General features: G+C 71.6%; 13 protein-coding genes and 1 pseudogene. 11 read left to right on the top strand and 3 right to left on the bottom strand.

Annotated elements, in window-relative coordinates; all coding sequences use genetic code 11:
- The 4 genes from AOQ53_RS28835 to AOQ53_RS28820 all read left to right on the top strand — a co-directional run.
- Window positions 1-1,657 (top strand): acyltransferase domain-containing protein (locus AOQ53_RS28835; RefSeq protein WP_148640387.1); only part of this gene is annotated, 1,657 nt, incomplete at its 5' end.
- 23 nt (window positions 1,658-1,680) lie between these two features.
- Window positions 1,681-2,637 (top strand): alpha/beta hydrolase, encoded by a 957-nt coding sequence (locus AOQ53_RS28830; protein ID WP_059421692.1) that lies wholly within the window; start codon window positions 1,681-1,683, stop codon window positions 2,635-2,637.
- Between the two features lie 122 nt (window positions 2,638-2,759).
- A complete protein-coding gene (locus AOQ53_RS28825; RefSeq protein WP_059421691.1) occupies window positions 2,760-3,977 on the top strand; it encodes a PucR family transcriptional regulator in 1,218 nt (405 codons plus the stop codon).
- Between the two features lie 138 nt (window positions 3,978-4,115).
- Window positions 4,116-4,757: a cutinase family protein gene (locus tag AOQ53_RS28820; protein WP_059421689.1), complete on the top strand. Its 642-nt coding sequence runs from the start codon at window positions 4,116-4,118 to the stop codon at window positions 4,755-4,757.
- Between the two features lie 67 nt (window positions 4,758-4,824).
- On the opposite strand, the gene AOQ53_RS28815 is transcribed toward AOQ53_RS28820, so the two are convergent.
- Window positions 4,825-6,546, bottom strand: a complete 1,722-nt coding sequence (locus AOQ53_RS28815) for a hypothetical protein (protein WP_059421687.1) — start codon at window positions 6,544-6,546, stop codon at window positions 4,825-4,827.
- A gap of 230 nt (window positions 6,547-6,776) precedes the next feature.
- On the opposite strand from AOQ53_RS28815, the gene AOQ53_RS28810 reads away from it, so the two are divergent.
- Window positions 6,777-7,007, top strand: a complete 231-nt coding sequence (locus AOQ53_RS28810; protein WP_059421685.1) for a hypothetical protein — start codon at window positions 6,777-6,779, stop codon at window positions 7,005-7,007.
- A 60-nt stretch (window positions 7,008-7,067) separates the two neighbouring features.
- On the opposite strand, the pseudogene AOQ53_RS28805 reads toward AOQ53_RS28810, so the two are convergent.
- Window positions 7,068-7,923, bottom strand: a pseudogene (locus AOQ53_RS28805) (aldo/keto reductase).
- Between the two features lie 173 nt (window positions 7,924-8,096).
- On the opposite strand from AOQ53_RS28805, the gene AOQ53_RS28800 reads away from it, so the two are divergent.
- Both AOQ53_RS28800 and AOQ53_RS28795 read left to right on the top strand, forming a co-directional pair.
- Window positions 8,097-8,510: a VOC family protein gene (locus tag AOQ53_RS28800; protein WP_059421683.1), complete on the top strand. Its 414-nt coding sequence runs from the start codon at window positions 8,097-8,099 to the stop codon at window positions 8,508-8,510.
- Between the two features lie 270 nt (window positions 8,511-8,780).
- Window positions 8,781-9,785, top strand: a complete 1,005-nt coding sequence (locus AOQ53_RS28795) for a substrate-binding domain-containing protein (protein WP_059421681.1) — start codon at window positions 8,781-8,783, stop codon at window positions 9,783-9,785.
- A gap of 28 nt (window positions 9,786-9,813) precedes the next feature.
- On the opposite strand, the gene AOQ53_RS28790 is transcribed toward AOQ53_RS28795, so the two are convergent.
- On the bottom strand, window positions 9,814-10,812 hold the full coding sequence (locus AOQ53_RS28790; RefSeq protein ID WP_059421679.1) for a LacI family DNA-binding transcriptional regulator: 999 nt from the start codon (window positions 10,810-10,812) through the stop codon (window positions 9,814-9,816).
- Between the two features lie 225 nt (window positions 10,813-11,037).
- Here AOQ53_RS28790 and AOQ53_RS28785 point away from each other — a divergent pair, with 225 nt between their 5' ends.
- Genes AOQ53_RS28785 through AOQ53_RS28770 form a run of 4 tightly spaced genes read left to right on the top strand, consistent with a single transcriptional unit; the run spans window position 11,038 to window position 15,346 of the window.
- Complete coding sequence (locus tag AOQ53_RS28785) at window positions 11,038-11,988, top strand: TIM barrel protein (RefSeq protein WP_059421677.1); 951 nt, start codon at window positions 11,038-11,040, stop codon at window positions 11,986-11,988.
- 9 nt (window positions 11,989-11,997) lie between these two features.
- Window positions 11,998-13,437, top strand: coding sequence for a sugar porter family MFS transporter (locus AOQ53_RS28780; RefSeq protein ID WP_059421675.1), 1,440 nt, complete (start codon window positions 11,998-12,000; stop codon window positions 13,435-13,437).
- A gap of 23 nt (window positions 13,438-13,460) precedes the next feature.
- Window positions 13,461-14,480 (top strand): Gfo/Idh/MocA family oxidoreductase, encoded by a 1,020-nt coding sequence (locus AOQ53_RS28775; protein WP_059421673.1) that lies wholly within the window; start codon window positions 13,461-13,463, stop codon window positions 14,478-14,480.
- Window positions 14,477-15,346 carry a sugar phosphate isomerase/epimerase family protein gene (locus AOQ53_RS28770; protein ID WP_059421671.1) on the top strand — a complete coding sequence of 290 codons (870 nt, stop codon included), beginning with the start codon at window positions 14,477-14,479 and terminating at the stop codon, window positions 15,344-15,346. The genes AOQ53_RS28775 and AOQ53_RS28770 overlap by 4 nt, the downstream gene beginning before the upstream one ends.
- Window positions 15,347-15,389: the final 43 nt, after the last annotated feature.

Genomic DNA, 15,389 nt, shown 5'->3' with positions numbered 1-15,389 from the left:
CCCCCGGCAGAAGGTCGTCACGGGTGAGGAGGCCGCGGTGGCCGGGCTCGTGCGCCGGCTGGAGGGGCAGGGGCGGGCGGCACGGGCCATGCGGGTCGTCGGCGCCGGGCACTCGCCTCAGGTGGACCCGCTGCTGCCGGAGCTCGCCGACGCGCTGTCCGGCATCCGGGGCCGGCGGCCGCGCGTCCCGGTGTACTCCACCGTCCTCGACGACCCGCGCGGCGACTGCCTGTTCGACGCGGCCCACTGGGTGGCCAACCTCAGGCGGCCCGTCCGCCTGGACCGGGCGCTCGCGGCGGCCGCGGCCGACGGCCACACGGCGTTCGTCGAGATCTCGCCGCACCCGGTGCTGGCCGGGGCCGTCGCCGACACCGTGCCCGATGCCCTCGCCCTGGCCACCCTGCGCCGGGACGCCGACGGGGCGGAGGCGTTCGCCGGGCAGCTGGGCGCCCTGTACGTGGCGGGCCAGCGGCTGCCCGCGCCGCCCGGCCGGGTCGTCGACCTGCCGGTGCCGCGGTGGCGGCACGTACGCCACTGGTGGACGGACGGGCGGGCCCGCACCGAGCCGGTGCCGGAGCCGGAGGCACCTCTCGCCGAAGTGGCGGAGCCCTCGTCGGTCCTGACCCGGCTGACCCACCACATCGCCGCCGTCTCCGGCCACCCGCCCACCCGTGTCACCCCGGGCACCGCCCTGGCCGATCTGGGCCTGGACTCGCTGATGGCCGTCCGTGTCCGCACGGCCGTGGAGCGCGAGTTCGGCATCGAACTGCCCCTGCGCGACCTGTTCACCGCCGCCACCGTCGAGGACGCCGCCGCCCGGATCCAGCAAGCCCTCCCACGTGAGGACACCCCGCTGCGCCCGCTGCGCGCCACCGGTTCCCGGCCTCCGCTGTTCCTCGTCCACGCGGCCGGCGGCCCGGTCACCGTCTACCGGACGCTCGCCGAACGGCTCGGGCAGGACCGGCCGGTCTACGGGCTGGAGCGGATCGAGGAGGCCCGGACCGTGCCGGAGAAGGCGCGCCGTTACGCCGAGGCGATCGACGCCGCCCATCCCGACGGGCCCTGCCTGCTGGGCGGTTGGTCCTTCGGCGGCTTCGTCGCCCAGGAGACCGCGCGGCAGCTGACCGCCGCCGGACGGGACGTGCCGCTGGTCGTGCTCATCGACTCCGTACGCCCCCTCCCCCGGCCCGGTCTGACGCACGCCGACCGGATCCGGGCGCACTTCGAGGGCTTCGCCGGCCACGTCGCCGACGCCTACGGCGTGCGGCTGGAGTTGCCGTACGACGAGCTCGTGGCCATGGACGACGACCGGGACCGCATCGACATCGTGCTGCGAACGCTGCGCGAGGCCGCCGACGTGCCGCCCGCCGCACTGGAGCACCAGCGCGCCTCCTACCTGGACATGGGCATCGGGGAGTCGCACCTGCCCGGCGACTACGACGGGCCGGTCGTCCTCTACCGCGCCACCGAGCCCGCGCCCCACACCGTGCGCGACCCGGCGTACGAACGGGACGACAAGGCGCTGGGCTGGGACGAGGTGTGCCCGCGCCTGGAGGTCGTGCCGGTGCCCGGTCACCATCTGTCGCTGCTCGATCCGCCGCACGTCGACGAGATCGCCGCCCACCTGAGCCGGGTGCTCGCCGAGCGGGCCCCCTGAAACCGGAACCACGAGGAGCCGCCATGCCCCACCTGCCGCCGAAGCCCGCTGCGGGAGTGTCCCGGCGCACTGTCGCCAGAGCGACGGCCGCCGCCGGCCTCGCCGTCCTGTTCGGCGCCGCGAGCGGGACGGCCCGTGCCGGGGCCGCCACCCGGCTCGGGCCGCGCACGCTGGACGTGTCCGTGCCCTCCGCCGCGCTCGGCCGCAGCGCGCCGGTCCGGCTGATCCTGCCGTCGGACTTCGGTTCGCGGCCGGAGCGGACGTACCCCGTGCTGTATCTGCTGCACGGCGCCCACGACGACTACACGTCCTGGACCCGGGAGACCGACATCGAGGCCTTCACCGAGGGCCGCGACCTGATCGTCGCGATGCCGGACGCGGGCCCCACCGGTATCCCCAGCGTCTGGCGCAGTGGCCCCGACTACGAGACGTTCCAGGTGAAGGAGGTACAGGCGCTGCTCGCCCGGGACTACCGGGCCTCCGGCGTACGGGCGGTCGCCGGGGTCTCCACCGGCGGCTACGGTGCGATGGCGCACGCGGCCCGGCACCCCGGGGCGTTCAAGGCCGCGGCCTCCTTCAGCGGCGTCCTCGACACCACCGCGCCCGGCGTTCCCCCCATCATGGACGCCATCGTGGCCCGCGAGAACCTGCCGGCCCATTCCCTGTGGGGTCATCCGCTGCTGAACCTCCTGACCTGGCGGGAGTTCAACCCGCGGGCCCACGCCACCGGGCTGCGCGGTACCGCCCTGTACGTCTCGCAGGGAAGCGGGGTGGGCGGCGGCAGCGGCGATCCGCTGCCCGGGGTGCTGGAGAGCGCCCTGTGGCCCTCGGCCCAGGGTTTCGCCGGCACGCTCGCCCGCCTGGGCATTCGCGCCACCACGCACCTCTACTCGGGAGGAGGGCACGACTGGGCTTACTGGAAGCGGGAGTTCACCGCCTCGTGGCCGATGCTCGCCCATGCGCTGGGCGTGCCGGAGTGACGGGGGTGCCGTCGGGGCACGGAACGGAACGCAGGGGTCGTCCGTCCTACACAGGACTTCCCGCTCGTCCCAGCGGTTACAGTCCGCGGGTGAGCCGCTTCCGGTCGAAAGGAGTGTCCGTGATGGCTGTGCCCGCCCAGCAGGGCGTGCCGGACCGCCCGGGTATGCCACCGATGCCGCCCGAGCTGGCGAAGCTGCTGCGCGCCCAGCTGGCGGCCGTCGCCGATCAGGTGGAGGAGGAGGTCCGCCGTCAGGTCCCCGAGTACGCCCGGCCCGCCGACGGGGCGTACGGCAGGAACCTGCGGGCCGGGGTGGTGCAGGCGCTGACCCTGTTCGTCGACCACATCGCCGACCCGTGCGACGACAGGGGCGCGATCGCGGCGACGTACTACGAACTGGGGCGCGGCGAGGCGCTGGAGGGCCGCAGCCTGGACGCGTTGCAGTCCGCGCTGCGGGTCGGGGGTATGCACGCCTGGCGGCTGATGGGTCATACGGCGGAGGAACTCGGCCTTGACTCCACGGTCGTCGCGGCGCTCGGCGAGCTGGCGTTCCGGACCGTGCACGAGGTCGCCCAGGCGGCCGCGGCCGGCTACGCGGAGGCACAGCTGCGCAGTTCGGACGAGCTGGAGCGGCGCCGAAGGCGGCTGCTCGACCTGCTGCTCCAGGACGGGCCGGTGGCGCTGGAGGCCGTGCAGGATCTGGCGCACAGCGCGCGCTGGCCGGTACCCCGGACGGTCGCCGTCGTGGCGCTCGCGGCGGCGCCGGACCGGCGGGAGGAGGACCGGCCGCTGGCCGCGGCGGGCGCGCTGGTGGACATGGAGTCCCGGCCGCCGCGCATGCTGGTGCCCGACCCGGACGGTTCCGGCCGCTTCGGCCGGGCGTTCACGCTCGCGCTGCGCGGCCGGCCGGCCGCGATCGGCCCGACGGTCGCGGTCACCGACGCCACGCAGTCGCTGCGCCTGGCCACCCGGGCGCTCGCGCTGATGGGGCGCGGGCTCCTCCCGCGCCAGGGTGTGGTGCGGTGCGCCGACCATCTGTCGACCCTGCTGCTGTACGGCGACGAGCCGCTGCTCGAACGGCTCCAGGAGCGGGTCCTCGCACCGCTCGACACGGTCTCGGCCGGGCAGCGCGACCGGCTCGCCGAGACACTGCTGGCGTGGCTGCTCAGCGGCAGCAACGTGCCGGACGTCGCCGTGCGGCTGCACATCCACCCGCAGACGGTCCGCTACCGCCTGCGCCAGCTGGAGAAGCTGTTCGGCGACGCCCTGCACGACCCGGAGACCCGCCTCGACCTGATTCTCGCGTTGCGCGCGGAGTCATTGCGCACGCCGCCGAACTGACTTCCCGTACTCAATCGGCAACAAAAAACCGCGGCGATTCCATAATCCTGTCAATAACACCCTGGGAGACACAGCGAATACGTTCGGGTCATCCTTTTTCGCAGGCGCTCGACGCGCCTCACCCGCGGAGGACCCCCCATGCGTATCCGTTTGTGTCTCGCCGCGCTCTCACTGGCCGGCGGGGCCGGTCTCGCCACCCTCTCGGCTCCCCCGGCTGCGGCCGCGGCCTGCTCGGACATCGAAGTCGTCTCGGCGCGCGGCACCTTCGAGCCGGGCACGCTCGGCTTCATCGTCGGCGACCCGGTGTATTCCGCCCTTCAGAAGAAGGCGGCGGGCAAAAGCCTGTCCAGCTACGCGGTGAACTATCCCGCGAACCTTTCCCTGACGTCTGCCGCGCAGGGCAACGCGGACCTGGTGAACCATGTGAAGAGCCAGGCCGCCGCCTGTCCGAATCAGCGGTTCGTGCTCGTCGGCTATTCGCAGGGCGCGAACGTCGTCGACAACTCGATCGGCATCAGCAGCGCGGGCGCGGTGGTCGGCAGCCCCATCGTGGCCACGCTGCCCGCGGCGGTCGAGCCGAAGGTCGCCGCGGTGCTGCTGTTCGGCAACCCGATCCGCGCCATCGGCAAGAGCGTCACCGGCCCGTACCAGAGCCGCACCCTGGACATCTGCGCCAAGGGCGACCCCGTCTGCGAGAGCGGCGGCGGCGACGTCGGGGCGCACCTCGGCTACCGTGACGACGCGGACACTGCGGCGACGTTCGCCGCGGGCAGGCTCTGAGCTTCGGCAGCACACTGAAGGGCCCGGGAGGATCTCCTCCCGGGCCCGTTGTTGCGTACGCGGAGCGTCAGCGCGGCGACCGCGCGAACCCGGCGAGGCTGGTGGACACGATCTCGGGCCGGCCGTTGTTCTGGGTGGGTGCGGCGGTCAGTACGTCGAGGTGCTGGTAGCCGTCGGCGATCACGGGGTGGAGCTCGGCCGGGGCCCGGCCGGCCAGGAGTCCCTCACCGGCGAGGACGGTGAGCACCGGGTTGGCGGTAAGGCCGCCGGGATGGACGACGAGCTTCTTCACCTGGGGCGAGCCGGCCATCTCGATGTCGGTGATCAGTTTGGTCGGGAAGTACTGCTCGGTGAAGTCCAGCGGCTGCTCTGCCAGGCTGCGGGCCAGTTGCCGCACGTCGGTGACCTCCTCGCCGGCGCCGGTGAACGGCGTGCCGTCGGCCGACCGGTGGCCGGGGTCGTCGGGGTCACCGACGCGGTCGTAGTTGCGCCAGGTGTAGAGCGGTCCCTGCGGCCGGTCCGGGATGGCCTTGTACGCCGTGCCGTACAGCCCGGGCTGCTGCTCACCGCCGTTGGCCACGGGGAAGCTCTTGTCGGCGATCGGCCCACCGTCGAAGAAGCCGAGGCTGGTCTGGAGGAACGCGAGCGGTACGGAGTTGTCGTCCAGCAGCGCCCCGAGCACCGCCCCGTTGGTGAGCCGGAAGTCCTTCACCGCGGGCTTGCCGGTGAGGAAGGCGGCGGTGTCCTTGGAGAACAGGGCGCGGTGCGTGGCCTCGATGTTGAGGTTGGAGGGCAGGTAGCGCGGCAGGCTCGCTTCGGCGTCCGGGTCCTTGAGGGCACCCATCCCCGCGATGCCGAGCAGCGTCATGGTCTCGGGGTTGAGCAGCACCGGCGCGGACAGCGTGCGCGGCAGCACCCCGCTGTCGAGTCCCGCCTGCACCACGCCGTAACCGAGGCCGATGTCGGGCAGGTTGGTGTCGTCCGGCAGGCTGCCGCGGAGGTCGGCCAGCGAGGTGGAGACGGTCGTGTCCAGGGCGAAGTAGCCGGCGCACTGGTTGTAGCCGGCGTCCGCCGTGGTGGCCCGGTCGCCGTCGAAGTCGGCGGCGGCGAAGTACCCGGTGATCACACCGCCCAGCGAGTGCCCGCCGCACAGCACCTTCCGCTTGCGCTGCGTCTGGTCGGGCAACTCGGCGGTGAGCAGGTCGTACTGGTCGCGCACGGTCTGCTCGATGCCGAGCTTCGCCATCCAGCCCAGCTTCTCGTTGCCGGCGAAGCCGGCGAAGGTCCGGCCGTCGACCTGCTTGCCGCGGTAGTAGTAGTCGACTGCGGTGTGCTGGTCGCCGGAGGCGATGCCGGTGCGGTCCTCCAGGCAGTTGGAGCGCCGGTCCAGTGCCCAGAACTCGATGTGCAGGCCCTGCTCGGCGGCTCGCGCCACGGTGTTTCGGGCCACGCTGTCGAACGCCCCTGCCCCTTCCAGGATGCCGGGCTGGGCGACGAGGATCCGGTCCGCGTCGGCCGAGGCGGCGGGCCCGTCGGTGGAGCGGTAGCGCAGGTACGACAGCCAGTCGCAGGCGGCCGGACGCGGCCCGGCCGCCTGCGGCAGCGGCGCCCTCACCCGCACCACCGACTCCGTCACCCCGGTCACCGGCGACGTCGACGCGACCGGCGTCTCGGTTCGCGCGCCGTCGGCCCGGGCACCCGGAGCCGCGGCCGTGAGCGTCCCGGCGGTCAGCAGCACCGCCAGTGCGGCCCCCCGCCACTTCCCTCTTGCCTTACAGTTCATGTTCATGCCACGGACGCTAGGGCTCCGGCAGGAGGTCGCTCAGGGGGTGCTGATAAGAACTCAGTTTCCGGATCGTGCCTTGTCACCGGCGCACAGAGCCTCCGGGGCCGGGGCCGGGGACCGGTGGGCCGGACCGGCTCAGGACCGGCGGGCCCGACCGGCTCCCTCCCGCTTCAGGACCCCCTTATCGGCCCGTCCGAGCTGCGAACCGGCGTTTTCGGGAGCATGGTGGGGCTATGGACGGTCAACCCCCTGTGGTCGTGCAGCCGCCCGCGTCGGACGGCGGACGGCTGGTGACCATCCACGGCGAGCGCATGGGCGTCGCCTACAGCCTCTTCGACGTGCTGGACCTGCTGCACCGCGAGGGCCTGCCCACCGCCGACACGGCAGTCGACGACACGGAGCTGATCGAGTGGCGCGGCGGCGGCCCGTACGACTGGAACAGCGGGTCGTCCGACGAGGCCTGAGCCCTCGTGGAGCCCCGTGTGCCCCCATACCGGGTCCCTTTGTGGGTGTGAGGCCCTGTCTCAGTCCGCTCCAGCCGCGCTCCCCGCTCCCCCGGCCGGCCGGTCGAGGCGGTCGCGGTGGGCGGGCGTCAGGTCGAGGTCCGCCGCGGCGAGATTCTCCTCCAGGTGCTCGATGCGTGCCGTGCCGGGAATCGGCAGGACGACCGGCGAGCGGTGCAGGAGCCAGGCGAGCGCGACCTGCGTGGGCGTGGCACCGAGGTCGGCCGCCACGGCCGCGATCTCAGCCTCGGCCCCCGCCTTCCCCCAGGCGACGGGCCGCCACGGCAGGAAGGCGATTCCGGCCGCCGCACAGGCGTCGAGCACCGGCTCGTGCTCACGGTCGAGCAGGTTGTAGCGGTTCTGCACGCTCACGATGTCGACGATCTTCCGGGCCTGCGCCAGCTCGGCGGCGGTGACCTCCGACAGCCCGATCCGGCCGACCAGGCCCTCGGTCTGGTAGGTCCCGCAGCGTGCCGAGCTGGTCGGCGAGCGGTGCCCCGGGGGCGATGCGGTGCAGCTGGAGCAGCTCGATCCGCTCGACGCGCAGCCGGCGCAGGGCCTGCTCGACCTGGTGACGCAGGGTCTCGGGCCGCCCGTCGAGCCGCCACTCGCCCTCGATGCGCGCGACACCGACCTTGGTCGTGATCAGCAACTCGGCCGGATAGGGGTGCAGTGCCTCGGCGAGGAGCTCCTCGTTGGCTCCCCCGCCGTACAGATGGGCCGTGTCGATCAATGTGACGCCCAGTTCCACGGCCCGCCGGGCGACCGCGAGGGCGTTCTCCCGGGCAGGGCCGGCCTCGGTCGGCAGATGCATGGCTCCGAAACCGAGCCGGCGTACGTCCAGATCCCCGCCGATGCGGAAGGTGGTCGTTGTCATGAGCGCGGTCCTCCCCCTCTGCTCAAGGCGCCACGCTAACAGCGCGGTTGGTGACGAGGCCGGTCACCGGGAGGGACGCGCCACCCCCGGCACGGCACCGCTCGACGAGCCGTCGCCGGTGCCCGGCGTTACGCTGCGCGCACCTGGCCCTCGACCCCTTCACGGAGGTTCTCATGGTCTCGCGCCTCAACCCGTACCTGTCCTTCAACGGCGACGCCCGGCAGGCGATGGAGTTCTACAAGGAGGTCTTCGGAGGCACCCTGACCCTCAACACCTACGGCGACTTCGGCCAGGCGGAGGCCCCCAACGCCGACAAGATCATGCACGGCATGCTGGAGACCCCCAGCGGCTTCACCCTGATGGGCGCCGACAATCCGCCGGGCATGGAGTCCGCGCCGGGCCAGCCCTTCTCGGTGAGTCTGAGCGGCGACGACGACGCCGAGCTGACCGGCTACTGGGAGAAGCTCTCCGAGGGCGGCTCGGTGTCGGTGCCGCTGGAGAAACAGATGTGGGGCGATGTGTTCGGCATGTGCACGGACCGCTTCGGCGTCCCCTGGATGGTCAACATCAGCAGACCGGAGAGCTGAGCGGGACCGGCCGGACGGACCGAGAACCGTCCGCCCCGCGGGGCCGCCCGCGCACGCCGTGCACTGCCGGTGTGTGCGGGCGGCCCTGTCTTGCCGGAACGCCCTGCTTGTTGGAACGCCCTGTTTGTTGGTACGTCCTGACAAAGCTGTTGACATCACCCCAGGGCGCACGCATAGTACCTGCCACTAGAGCGCGCTAGTGACGCGCTCCAGTTACCTCCCGGAGCCGGGCACGGCCCCCTCTCCCCAGCACACCGAGGTGCACCAGACATGCGCAGACACCACAGATCCGCCGCCCTGACCACCGCCGTCCTCGCGGGCGCGCTGCTCGCCGCCGGCTGCTCCAGCGGCTCCGGCGGGAAGCAGTCCGAGACCGGCGGCACCGACGCCGCCGCGGGCAAGGCCACCACACCCCGGATGACCGTCGCCCTGGTCACCCACGCGGCACCCGGCGACACCTTCTGGGACCTGATCCGCAAGGGCGCCCAGGCCGCCGCCGCGAAGGACAACATCAAGCTCGTCTACTCCAGCGACCCCGTCGCCGGGAACCAGGCCAACCTCGTGCAGAACGCCATCGACCAGAAGGTCGACGGCATCGCGCTCACCGCCGCCAAGCCCGACGCCATGAAGGCGGTCGTGGCCGAGGCCAAAGCGGCCGGCATCCCCGTCGTCGGCTTCAACTCCGGGCTGGACAACTGGCAGGAACTCGGCATGCTCGAGTACTTCGGCCAGGACGAGAACATCGCCGGCCAGGCCTTCGGCGAGCGCCTCAACCAGCAGGGCGCCAAGCACGCCGTCTGCGTGATCCAGGAGCAGGGCCAGGTCGCACTGGAGGCGCGCTGCGCCGGCCTGAAGAAGGGCTTCAAGGGCACGACGGAGAACCTGTACGTCAACGGCACCGACATGCCCTCCGTGAAGTCGACGCTGACCGCCAAGCTCCAGAAGGATTCCACCATCGACCAGGTGGTCACCCTGGGCGCCCCGATCGCCATGACCGCCGTGCAGTCGGTCAAGGACGCGGGCAGCAAGGCCAAGGTCGCCACCTTCGACCTCAACAAGGACCTCGTCGGCGCCATCCAGGGCGGTGACATCCAGTTCGCCGTCGACCAGCAGCCCTACCTCCAGGGCTACCTCGCCGTCGACGCGCTGTGGCTCTACCGGACGAACGGCAACTTCAGCGGCGGCGGCACCGCTCCCGTGCTCACCGGGCCGGCCTTCGTCACGAAGGACAACGTCGACAGCGTCGCCGAGTTCGCGAAGAAGGGGACGCGCTGAGAAAGGGACTGACCGGGAAAGGGACTCGCTAGCCCTCCGCCGGAACGGGCCCGCTCGTTCCCCGCACCACCAGTTTGGGGTCCAGCACCGCCTCCCTCGGCGGCAGTTCCCCGTTCTCCAGCCGTTCGACGGCGAAGCGGACCGCGTGCTCGGCCATGAGGAACGCGTCCTGGCGCACGGTGGTCAGGCCGAGCGGCATCAGATGGGAGAGGTGGCTGTCGTCGTAACCGACGACGGACAGGTCACGCGGGACCTCGACGCCCGCCCGGGTCAGGGCCATCAGCAGCCCCATCGCGCAGCGGTCGTTGCCGGCGAGGACCGCCGTCGGCAGCGGCCGGCCGCTGCCGCGTTCGGCCAGCAGCAGCCGGCCGGTCTCGACACCGGACTCCTCGGTGTGCTCACCGGGGATCACCCGCGCCTGCGCCTGAAGCCCGTGGCGGCGCATCGCGGCGCGGTAGGCACGCCGCCGCTCCGCCGAACCGGGGCCGCGTCCGCCGTCGATGTGCACGATCCGGCGGTGTCCCAGCTCCACCAGGTGGTCCATGGCCTGCCGGACGCCCTTGCCCTCGGCGGAGTGCACGAAGTCGACATGGGCCTGGGGCACCCGGCGGCTGATCGAGACGGCGACCGTGCGCTGCCCGAGCTCGGCGAGATAGTCGGGTTCGGCGTCCGGGCCGAGCAGGATCACGGCCTCGCAGCGGTGGCTGAGCAGCGCCTCGACCGCCTTGGCCTCACTGCGGCCGTGGGTGGCCCCGGAGAGCAGGACGTCGTAACCGAGCCGTTCGGCCTCGGGGTAGATGCCGGTGATGAGGTCCGTGTGGAAGGTCTGGTGCACGGTGAACATCACGCCGAGCGTGCGACTGCGGCCACGGGCCAGCAGCCGGGCCGCGCTGTCGGGCCGGTAACCGATCTCGTCGGCCACGCGCAGGACCCGTTCCCGCGTCTCCCGGCTGGCCCCCGCCTGGTTTCGGAAGATGATCGAGACGAGCGCGCGGGACACGCCCGCCTTCTCGGCGACGTCCGCCATCGTGGGCCGCTGCCTGCCCGATGCATCCACGTGTGAACCCACCCTCCGACGCCGACCACCTTACGGGGCGTCCCGCACGGGGTCCGTACGAGGACCCCGCAATCTCCCGGCAACAACCTATTGACATGACATTTGGACAGGGGTCATCGTACTCGAACTAGAGCGCGCTAGTAGAGCGCATCAGTGTCACGCCCGCCCCCTTCCTCTCCCCGAAGGACTCTCACCATGGCAACGGTGCCAGCCCCGCTGCGTACGACCGTCGGCAACCTGTGCCTCGGATCCGCCCCCGACTCCTGGGGCGTCTGGTTCCCCCAGGACGAGCACCAGGTGTCGTACACCCGTTTCCTCGACGAGCTCGTCCAGGCCGGGTACGAGTGGCTGGAGCTCGGCCCGTACGGCTATCTCCCCACCGACCCGCAGCGGCTGAAGACCGAACTGGAGGCCCGGGGGCTGAAGGTCTCCGGCGGTACGGCGTTCGGCGCACTGCACCGGCCCGAGTCGTGGGACGAGATGCTCGCCCATGTCCGGCAGGTCGCCGCGCTGACCGCCGCCGCGGGGGCGCACCATCTCGTCTTCATCCCGCCGATGTACCGGGACGAGAAGACGGGTGCGTTCACCGAGTCGCCCGAGCTGACCGCCGAGCAGTGGGCCGGATTCGGCCGGGCCGCCGACCGGCTGGGCAGGCTGCTGCTGGAGGAGTACGACGTACGGCTGGTCGTCCACCCGCACGCCGACAGCCACATCCAGACGCAAGGAGAGATCGAGCGGCTGCTGAACGAGTCCGACAGCCGCTACACGAACCTCTGCCTGGACACGGGGCACGTCGCGTACGGCGGTGGGGACAACCTCGATCTGATCCGCCGCTTCGGTGAACGGGTCGGCTACGTGCACATCAAGCAGATGGACCCGGAGATCCTGGCGCAGGTCGCGGCCGAGGACCTGTCCTTCGGCGAGGCCGTGAAGCGCGGGGTGTGCGTGTCACCTCCGGCCGGAGTGCCGAAGCCGGCCGATGTGGTGGCCGAACTCGCCGGGCTCGACGCCGAGTTGTTCGTGATCGTCGAGCAGGACCTGTACCCGTGCGCTCCCGAGGTGCCGCTGCCGATCGCGGTCAGCACCCGTGAACACCTGGCCGCCTGCGGACTGTCGGGTACCCGGCGCCCGAACATCGACAGGTAAGGAGCGGCCATGGACGTCACGGACGACACGACACCGGCCCCCGTCCCACCCCCCGCCACCGCCGTCGCGGACGACGCTCCTCCGGCGGTCAGGCGGCGGCTGAGGCTGATCACGATCATCGCCACGTTCGGTGGTCTGCTCTTCGGCTACGACACCGGAGTCATCAACGGCGCCCTGCCCTACATGACCGACGACCTCGGCCTGACCCCGGTCACCGAGGGCATGGTCACCAGCTCGCTGCTGCTGGGTGCCGCGCTGGGCGCGGTGACCGGCGGCCGGTTGTCGGACGCACGCGGAAGGCGGCGCACCATCCTGCTGCTGGCCGTGCTGTTCTTCGTCGGCGCGCTCGGCTGCACGCTCGCCCCCACGACCGAGGTGATGATCGTGGCACGGTTCGGGCTCGGTCTCGCGGTCGGCGGCGCGTCGGTGACCGTGCCGGTGTATCTCGCCGAGGTGTCCCCCGCCGAGCGGCGCGGCGCTCTCGTCACCCGTAACGAGCTGATGATCGTCAGCGGTCAGCTGCTGGCCTTCACGTCGAACGCGATCATCGCCCAGGTCGGCGGCGAGTCCGGTGGCGTGTGGCGCTGGATGCTGGTCGTCGCCACGCTGCCGGCCGTGGTGCTCTGGTTCGGCATGCTGGTGATGCCGGAGAGCCCCCGCTGGCTGGCATCCCGGAGCCGCTTCGGGGAGGCCCTCGAAGTCCTCAGGCAGGTGCGGTCGCAGGCCCGGGCCGAGGCCGAGCTGAAGGAGGTGTCCGCGCTCGCCGTCAAGGACGAGCGGGCCAAGCTCGGCGGCTGGCAGGACATGAAGAGCACGCCGTGGGTGCGCAAGCTGATGTTCGTCGGGTTCGGCATCGCGATCGTGCAGCAGATCACCGGCGTCAACACGATCATGTACTACGGCACCCAGATCCTCACCGACGCCGGTTTCGCCGCCGACAGCGCGCTGACGGCGAACATCGCCAACGGCGTGATCTCGGTGCTGGCCACCTTCGTCGGCATCTGGCTGCTGGGCCGGGTGCCGCGCCGCCCGATGCTGATGACCGGTCAGGCCGGTACGACCGTCGCCCTGTTGCTGATCGGCGTCTTCTCCCTGGTGCTGCCCTCGGGTGACGCGCGGGCGTTCGCGGTGCTCGCCATGACGGTGACGTTCCTCGCCTTCCAGCAGGGTGCGATCTCGCCGGTGACCTGGCTGATGCTGTCGGAGATCTTCCCGATGCGGATGCGCGGCTTCGGCATGGGGATCGCGGCCGTGGTGCTGTGGCTGACCAACTTCGTGATCGGGCTGGTCTTCCCGTCCCTGGTCTCCGGGATCGGGATCTCCAACACCTTCTTCCTGTTCGTGGTGGCGGGCGTGCTGTCCCTCACCTTCGTCAAGCTCTACGTCCCCGAGACCAAGGGCCGCACCCTCGAAACCCTCGAAGCCGAGCTCCGCACCCGCTTTTCCTGACCCTCCCTTTGAAGGAAACGACCATGACCGTACGTGTAGGCGTCATCGGCGCCGGAATGATCGGCCAGGACCACATCCGGCGGCTCACCGAGGTCGTCACCGGGGCGTCCGTGACGGCCGTGACCGACATCGACACCGCCCGCGCCGCCGAGGCGGCGGCCCGGGTCGGCGCCACCGCGCTGCCCACCGGCGCGGATCTGATCGCCTCCCCGGACGTGGACGCCGTCCTCGTCACCTCCTGGGGGCCCACCCACGCCGAGCACGTCCTGGGCGCGATCGCGGCCGGCAAGCCGGCGTTCTGTGAGAAGCCCCTGGCCACGACCGCCGAGGACTGTCTGCGGATCGTCGAGGCCGAGCGGGCGCACGGCCGCCGGCTGGTGCAGGTCGGCTTCATGCGCCGCTTCGACGCCGGCTACCGCCAGATGAAGGAGGTCCTGTCGACCGGCTCGCTCGGGGCCCCGCTGATCGTGCACTGCGCCCACCGCAACCCGACCGTGCCGGAGTCGTACCACTCCGCCATGGCCGCCCAGGACACGGCCGTGCACGAGATCGACGTGCTGCGCTGGCTGCTCGACGACGAGATCGTCTCCGCGCAGGTGGTCACCCCGCGCGCCACGAGTAAGCGCTTCGCTCATCTCAAGGACCCTCAGATCATGATCTTCGAGACGTCCGGGGGCGTCCGGATCGACCTGGAGGTCTTCGTCAACTGCCAGTACGGCTACGACATCCAGTGCGAGGTCGTCGGCGAGGACGGCCTGGTCCGGCTGCCCGACCCGGCGGCCGTCGGGATCCGCACCGCCGCCCGGCACGGCACGGGTGTCCTCCAGGACTGGAAGGACCGGTTCGCGGAGGCCTTCGACACCGAGTTCCGCGAGTGGGTCGCAGGCGTGGCCGCCGGCGCCGAGCCCACCGGCCCGTCCTCCTGGGACGGTTACGCCGCCACCGTCATCACCGACGCCGCCGTCCGGTCCCTGGAGACCGGCGGCGAGAGAGTCACCGTCGACATGAAGCCCCGCCCCGCGTTCTACGGAGGCACCGCGTGAAGATCGCCCTCGACCCCTATATGTTCCGCGCCCTGCCGATCGACGAGATGGTGCGCACGGTCGCCGAACTCGGCTACGAGTACATCGAGTTGTCGCCGCGCGCGGACTTCATGCCGTTCTTCCTGCACCCGCGTGCGGACGACGCGCGGGTGGCGGAGCTGAAGCAGTCCCTGCGCCGGCACGATGTGCGGCTGTCCTCGGTGCTGCCGCTGTACAAGTGGTCCTCGCCGGACGAGACCGAGCGGCAGGCCGCCGTCCGCTACTGGAAGCGGATGATCGAGATCACCGTCGAGCTCGAATGCCCGCTGATGAACTCGGAGTTCAACGGCCGGCCCGAGCGGGCCGCCGAGAGCGAGGCCGCCTTCTGGCGCTCGCTGGAGGAACTGCTGCCGGTGTTCGAGCGCGAAGGCATCGCTGTGAACCTGGAGGCGCACCCGGACGACTTCTGCGAGGAGAACACGCCCGCCGTCGATCTCGTCCGCGCGATCAACAAGCCGTGGGTGAACTACCTGTACTGCGCCCCGCACTCCTTCCACCTCTCCGGGGCTTCCGAAGTCGGCGCCGACATCGCGGCGATGATGCGCTACGCCGGCGACAAGCTCCAGCACGTGCACATCGCGGACTCCTTCAACCACAAGGGTTCGTCCGGCCTGCGCTACATCCTCAACCCGCCGGGCACGCCGGCCCGGATCCACCAGCACCTCGACATCGGCCAGGGCGAGGTCGACTGGGACGCCTTCTTCGGCACCCTGCGCGAGCTGGGCTTCGACGGTGTCGCCACGTCCTGTGTCTTCGCCTGGGAGGAGCGGGCCCGGGAGTCGTCGGCGTTCATGCTGGACCGCATCCGCAAGGAACTCGCCGGGTAGGACTCGTGCCTTCTTCCGGCCGGGGCCCGCACCAAGGGGCCCC

Origin of the sequence: Streptomyces azureus (assembly GCF_001270025.1) — a bacterium.
Taxonomy (GTDB): Bacteria; Actinomycetota; Actinomycetes; order Streptomycetales; family Streptomycetaceae; genus Streptomyces; species Streptomyces azureus.
The sequence above is the reverse complement of the archived record's forward strand: the minus strand, read 5'-3'. Positions and strand labels throughout refer to the sequence as shown.

What these genes read in the sequence shown, in the direction of transcription:
- AOQ53_RS28830 (WP_059421692.1), top strand. Translation starts at nt 1,681, where the DNA reads ATGCCCCACCTGCCGCCGAAGCCCGCTGCGGGAGTGTCCCGGCGCACT.
- AOQ53_RS28825 (WP_059421691.1), top strand. Translation starts at nt 2,760, where the DNA reads ATGGCTGTGCCCGCCCAGCAGGGCGTGCCGGACCGCCCGGGTATGCCA.
- AOQ53_RS28820 (WP_059421689.1), top strand. Translation starts at nt 4,116, where the DNA reads ATGCGTATCCGTTTGTGTCTCGCCGCGCTCTCACTGGCCGGCGGGGCC.
- AOQ53_RS28815 (WP_059421687.1), bottom strand. Translation starts at nt 6,546, where the DNA reads ATGAACATGAACTGTAAGGCAAGAGGGAAGTGGCGGGGGGCCGCACTG.
- AOQ53_RS28810 (WP_059421685.1), top strand. Translation starts at nt 6,777, where the DNA reads ATGGACGGTCAACCCCCTGTGGTCGTGCAGCCGCCCGCGTCGGACGGC.
- AOQ53_RS28800 (WP_059421683.1), top strand. Translation starts at nt 8,097, where the DNA reads ATGGTCTCGCGCCTCAACCCGTACCTGTCCTTCAACGGCGACGCCCGG.
- AOQ53_RS28795 (WP_059421681.1), top strand. Translation starts at nt 8,781, where the DNA reads ATGCGCAGACACCACAGATCCGCCGCCCTGACCACCGCCGTCCTCGCG.
- AOQ53_RS28790 (WP_059421679.1), bottom strand. Translation starts at nt 10,812, where the DNA reads ATGGCGGACGTCGCCGAGAAGGCGGGCGTGTCCCGCGCGCTCGTCTCG.
- AOQ53_RS28785 (WP_059421677.1), top strand. Translation starts at nt 11,038, where the DNA reads ATGGCAACGGTGCCAGCCCCGCTGCGTACGACCGTCGGCAACCTGTGC.
- AOQ53_RS28780 (WP_059421675.1), top strand. Translation starts at nt 11,998, where the DNA reads ATGGACGTCACGGACGACACGACACCGGCCCCCGTCCCACCCCCCGCC.
- AOQ53_RS28775 (WP_059421673.1), top strand. Translation starts at nt 13,461, where the DNA reads ATGACCGTACGTGTAGGCGTCATCGGCGCCGGAATGATCGGCCAGGAC.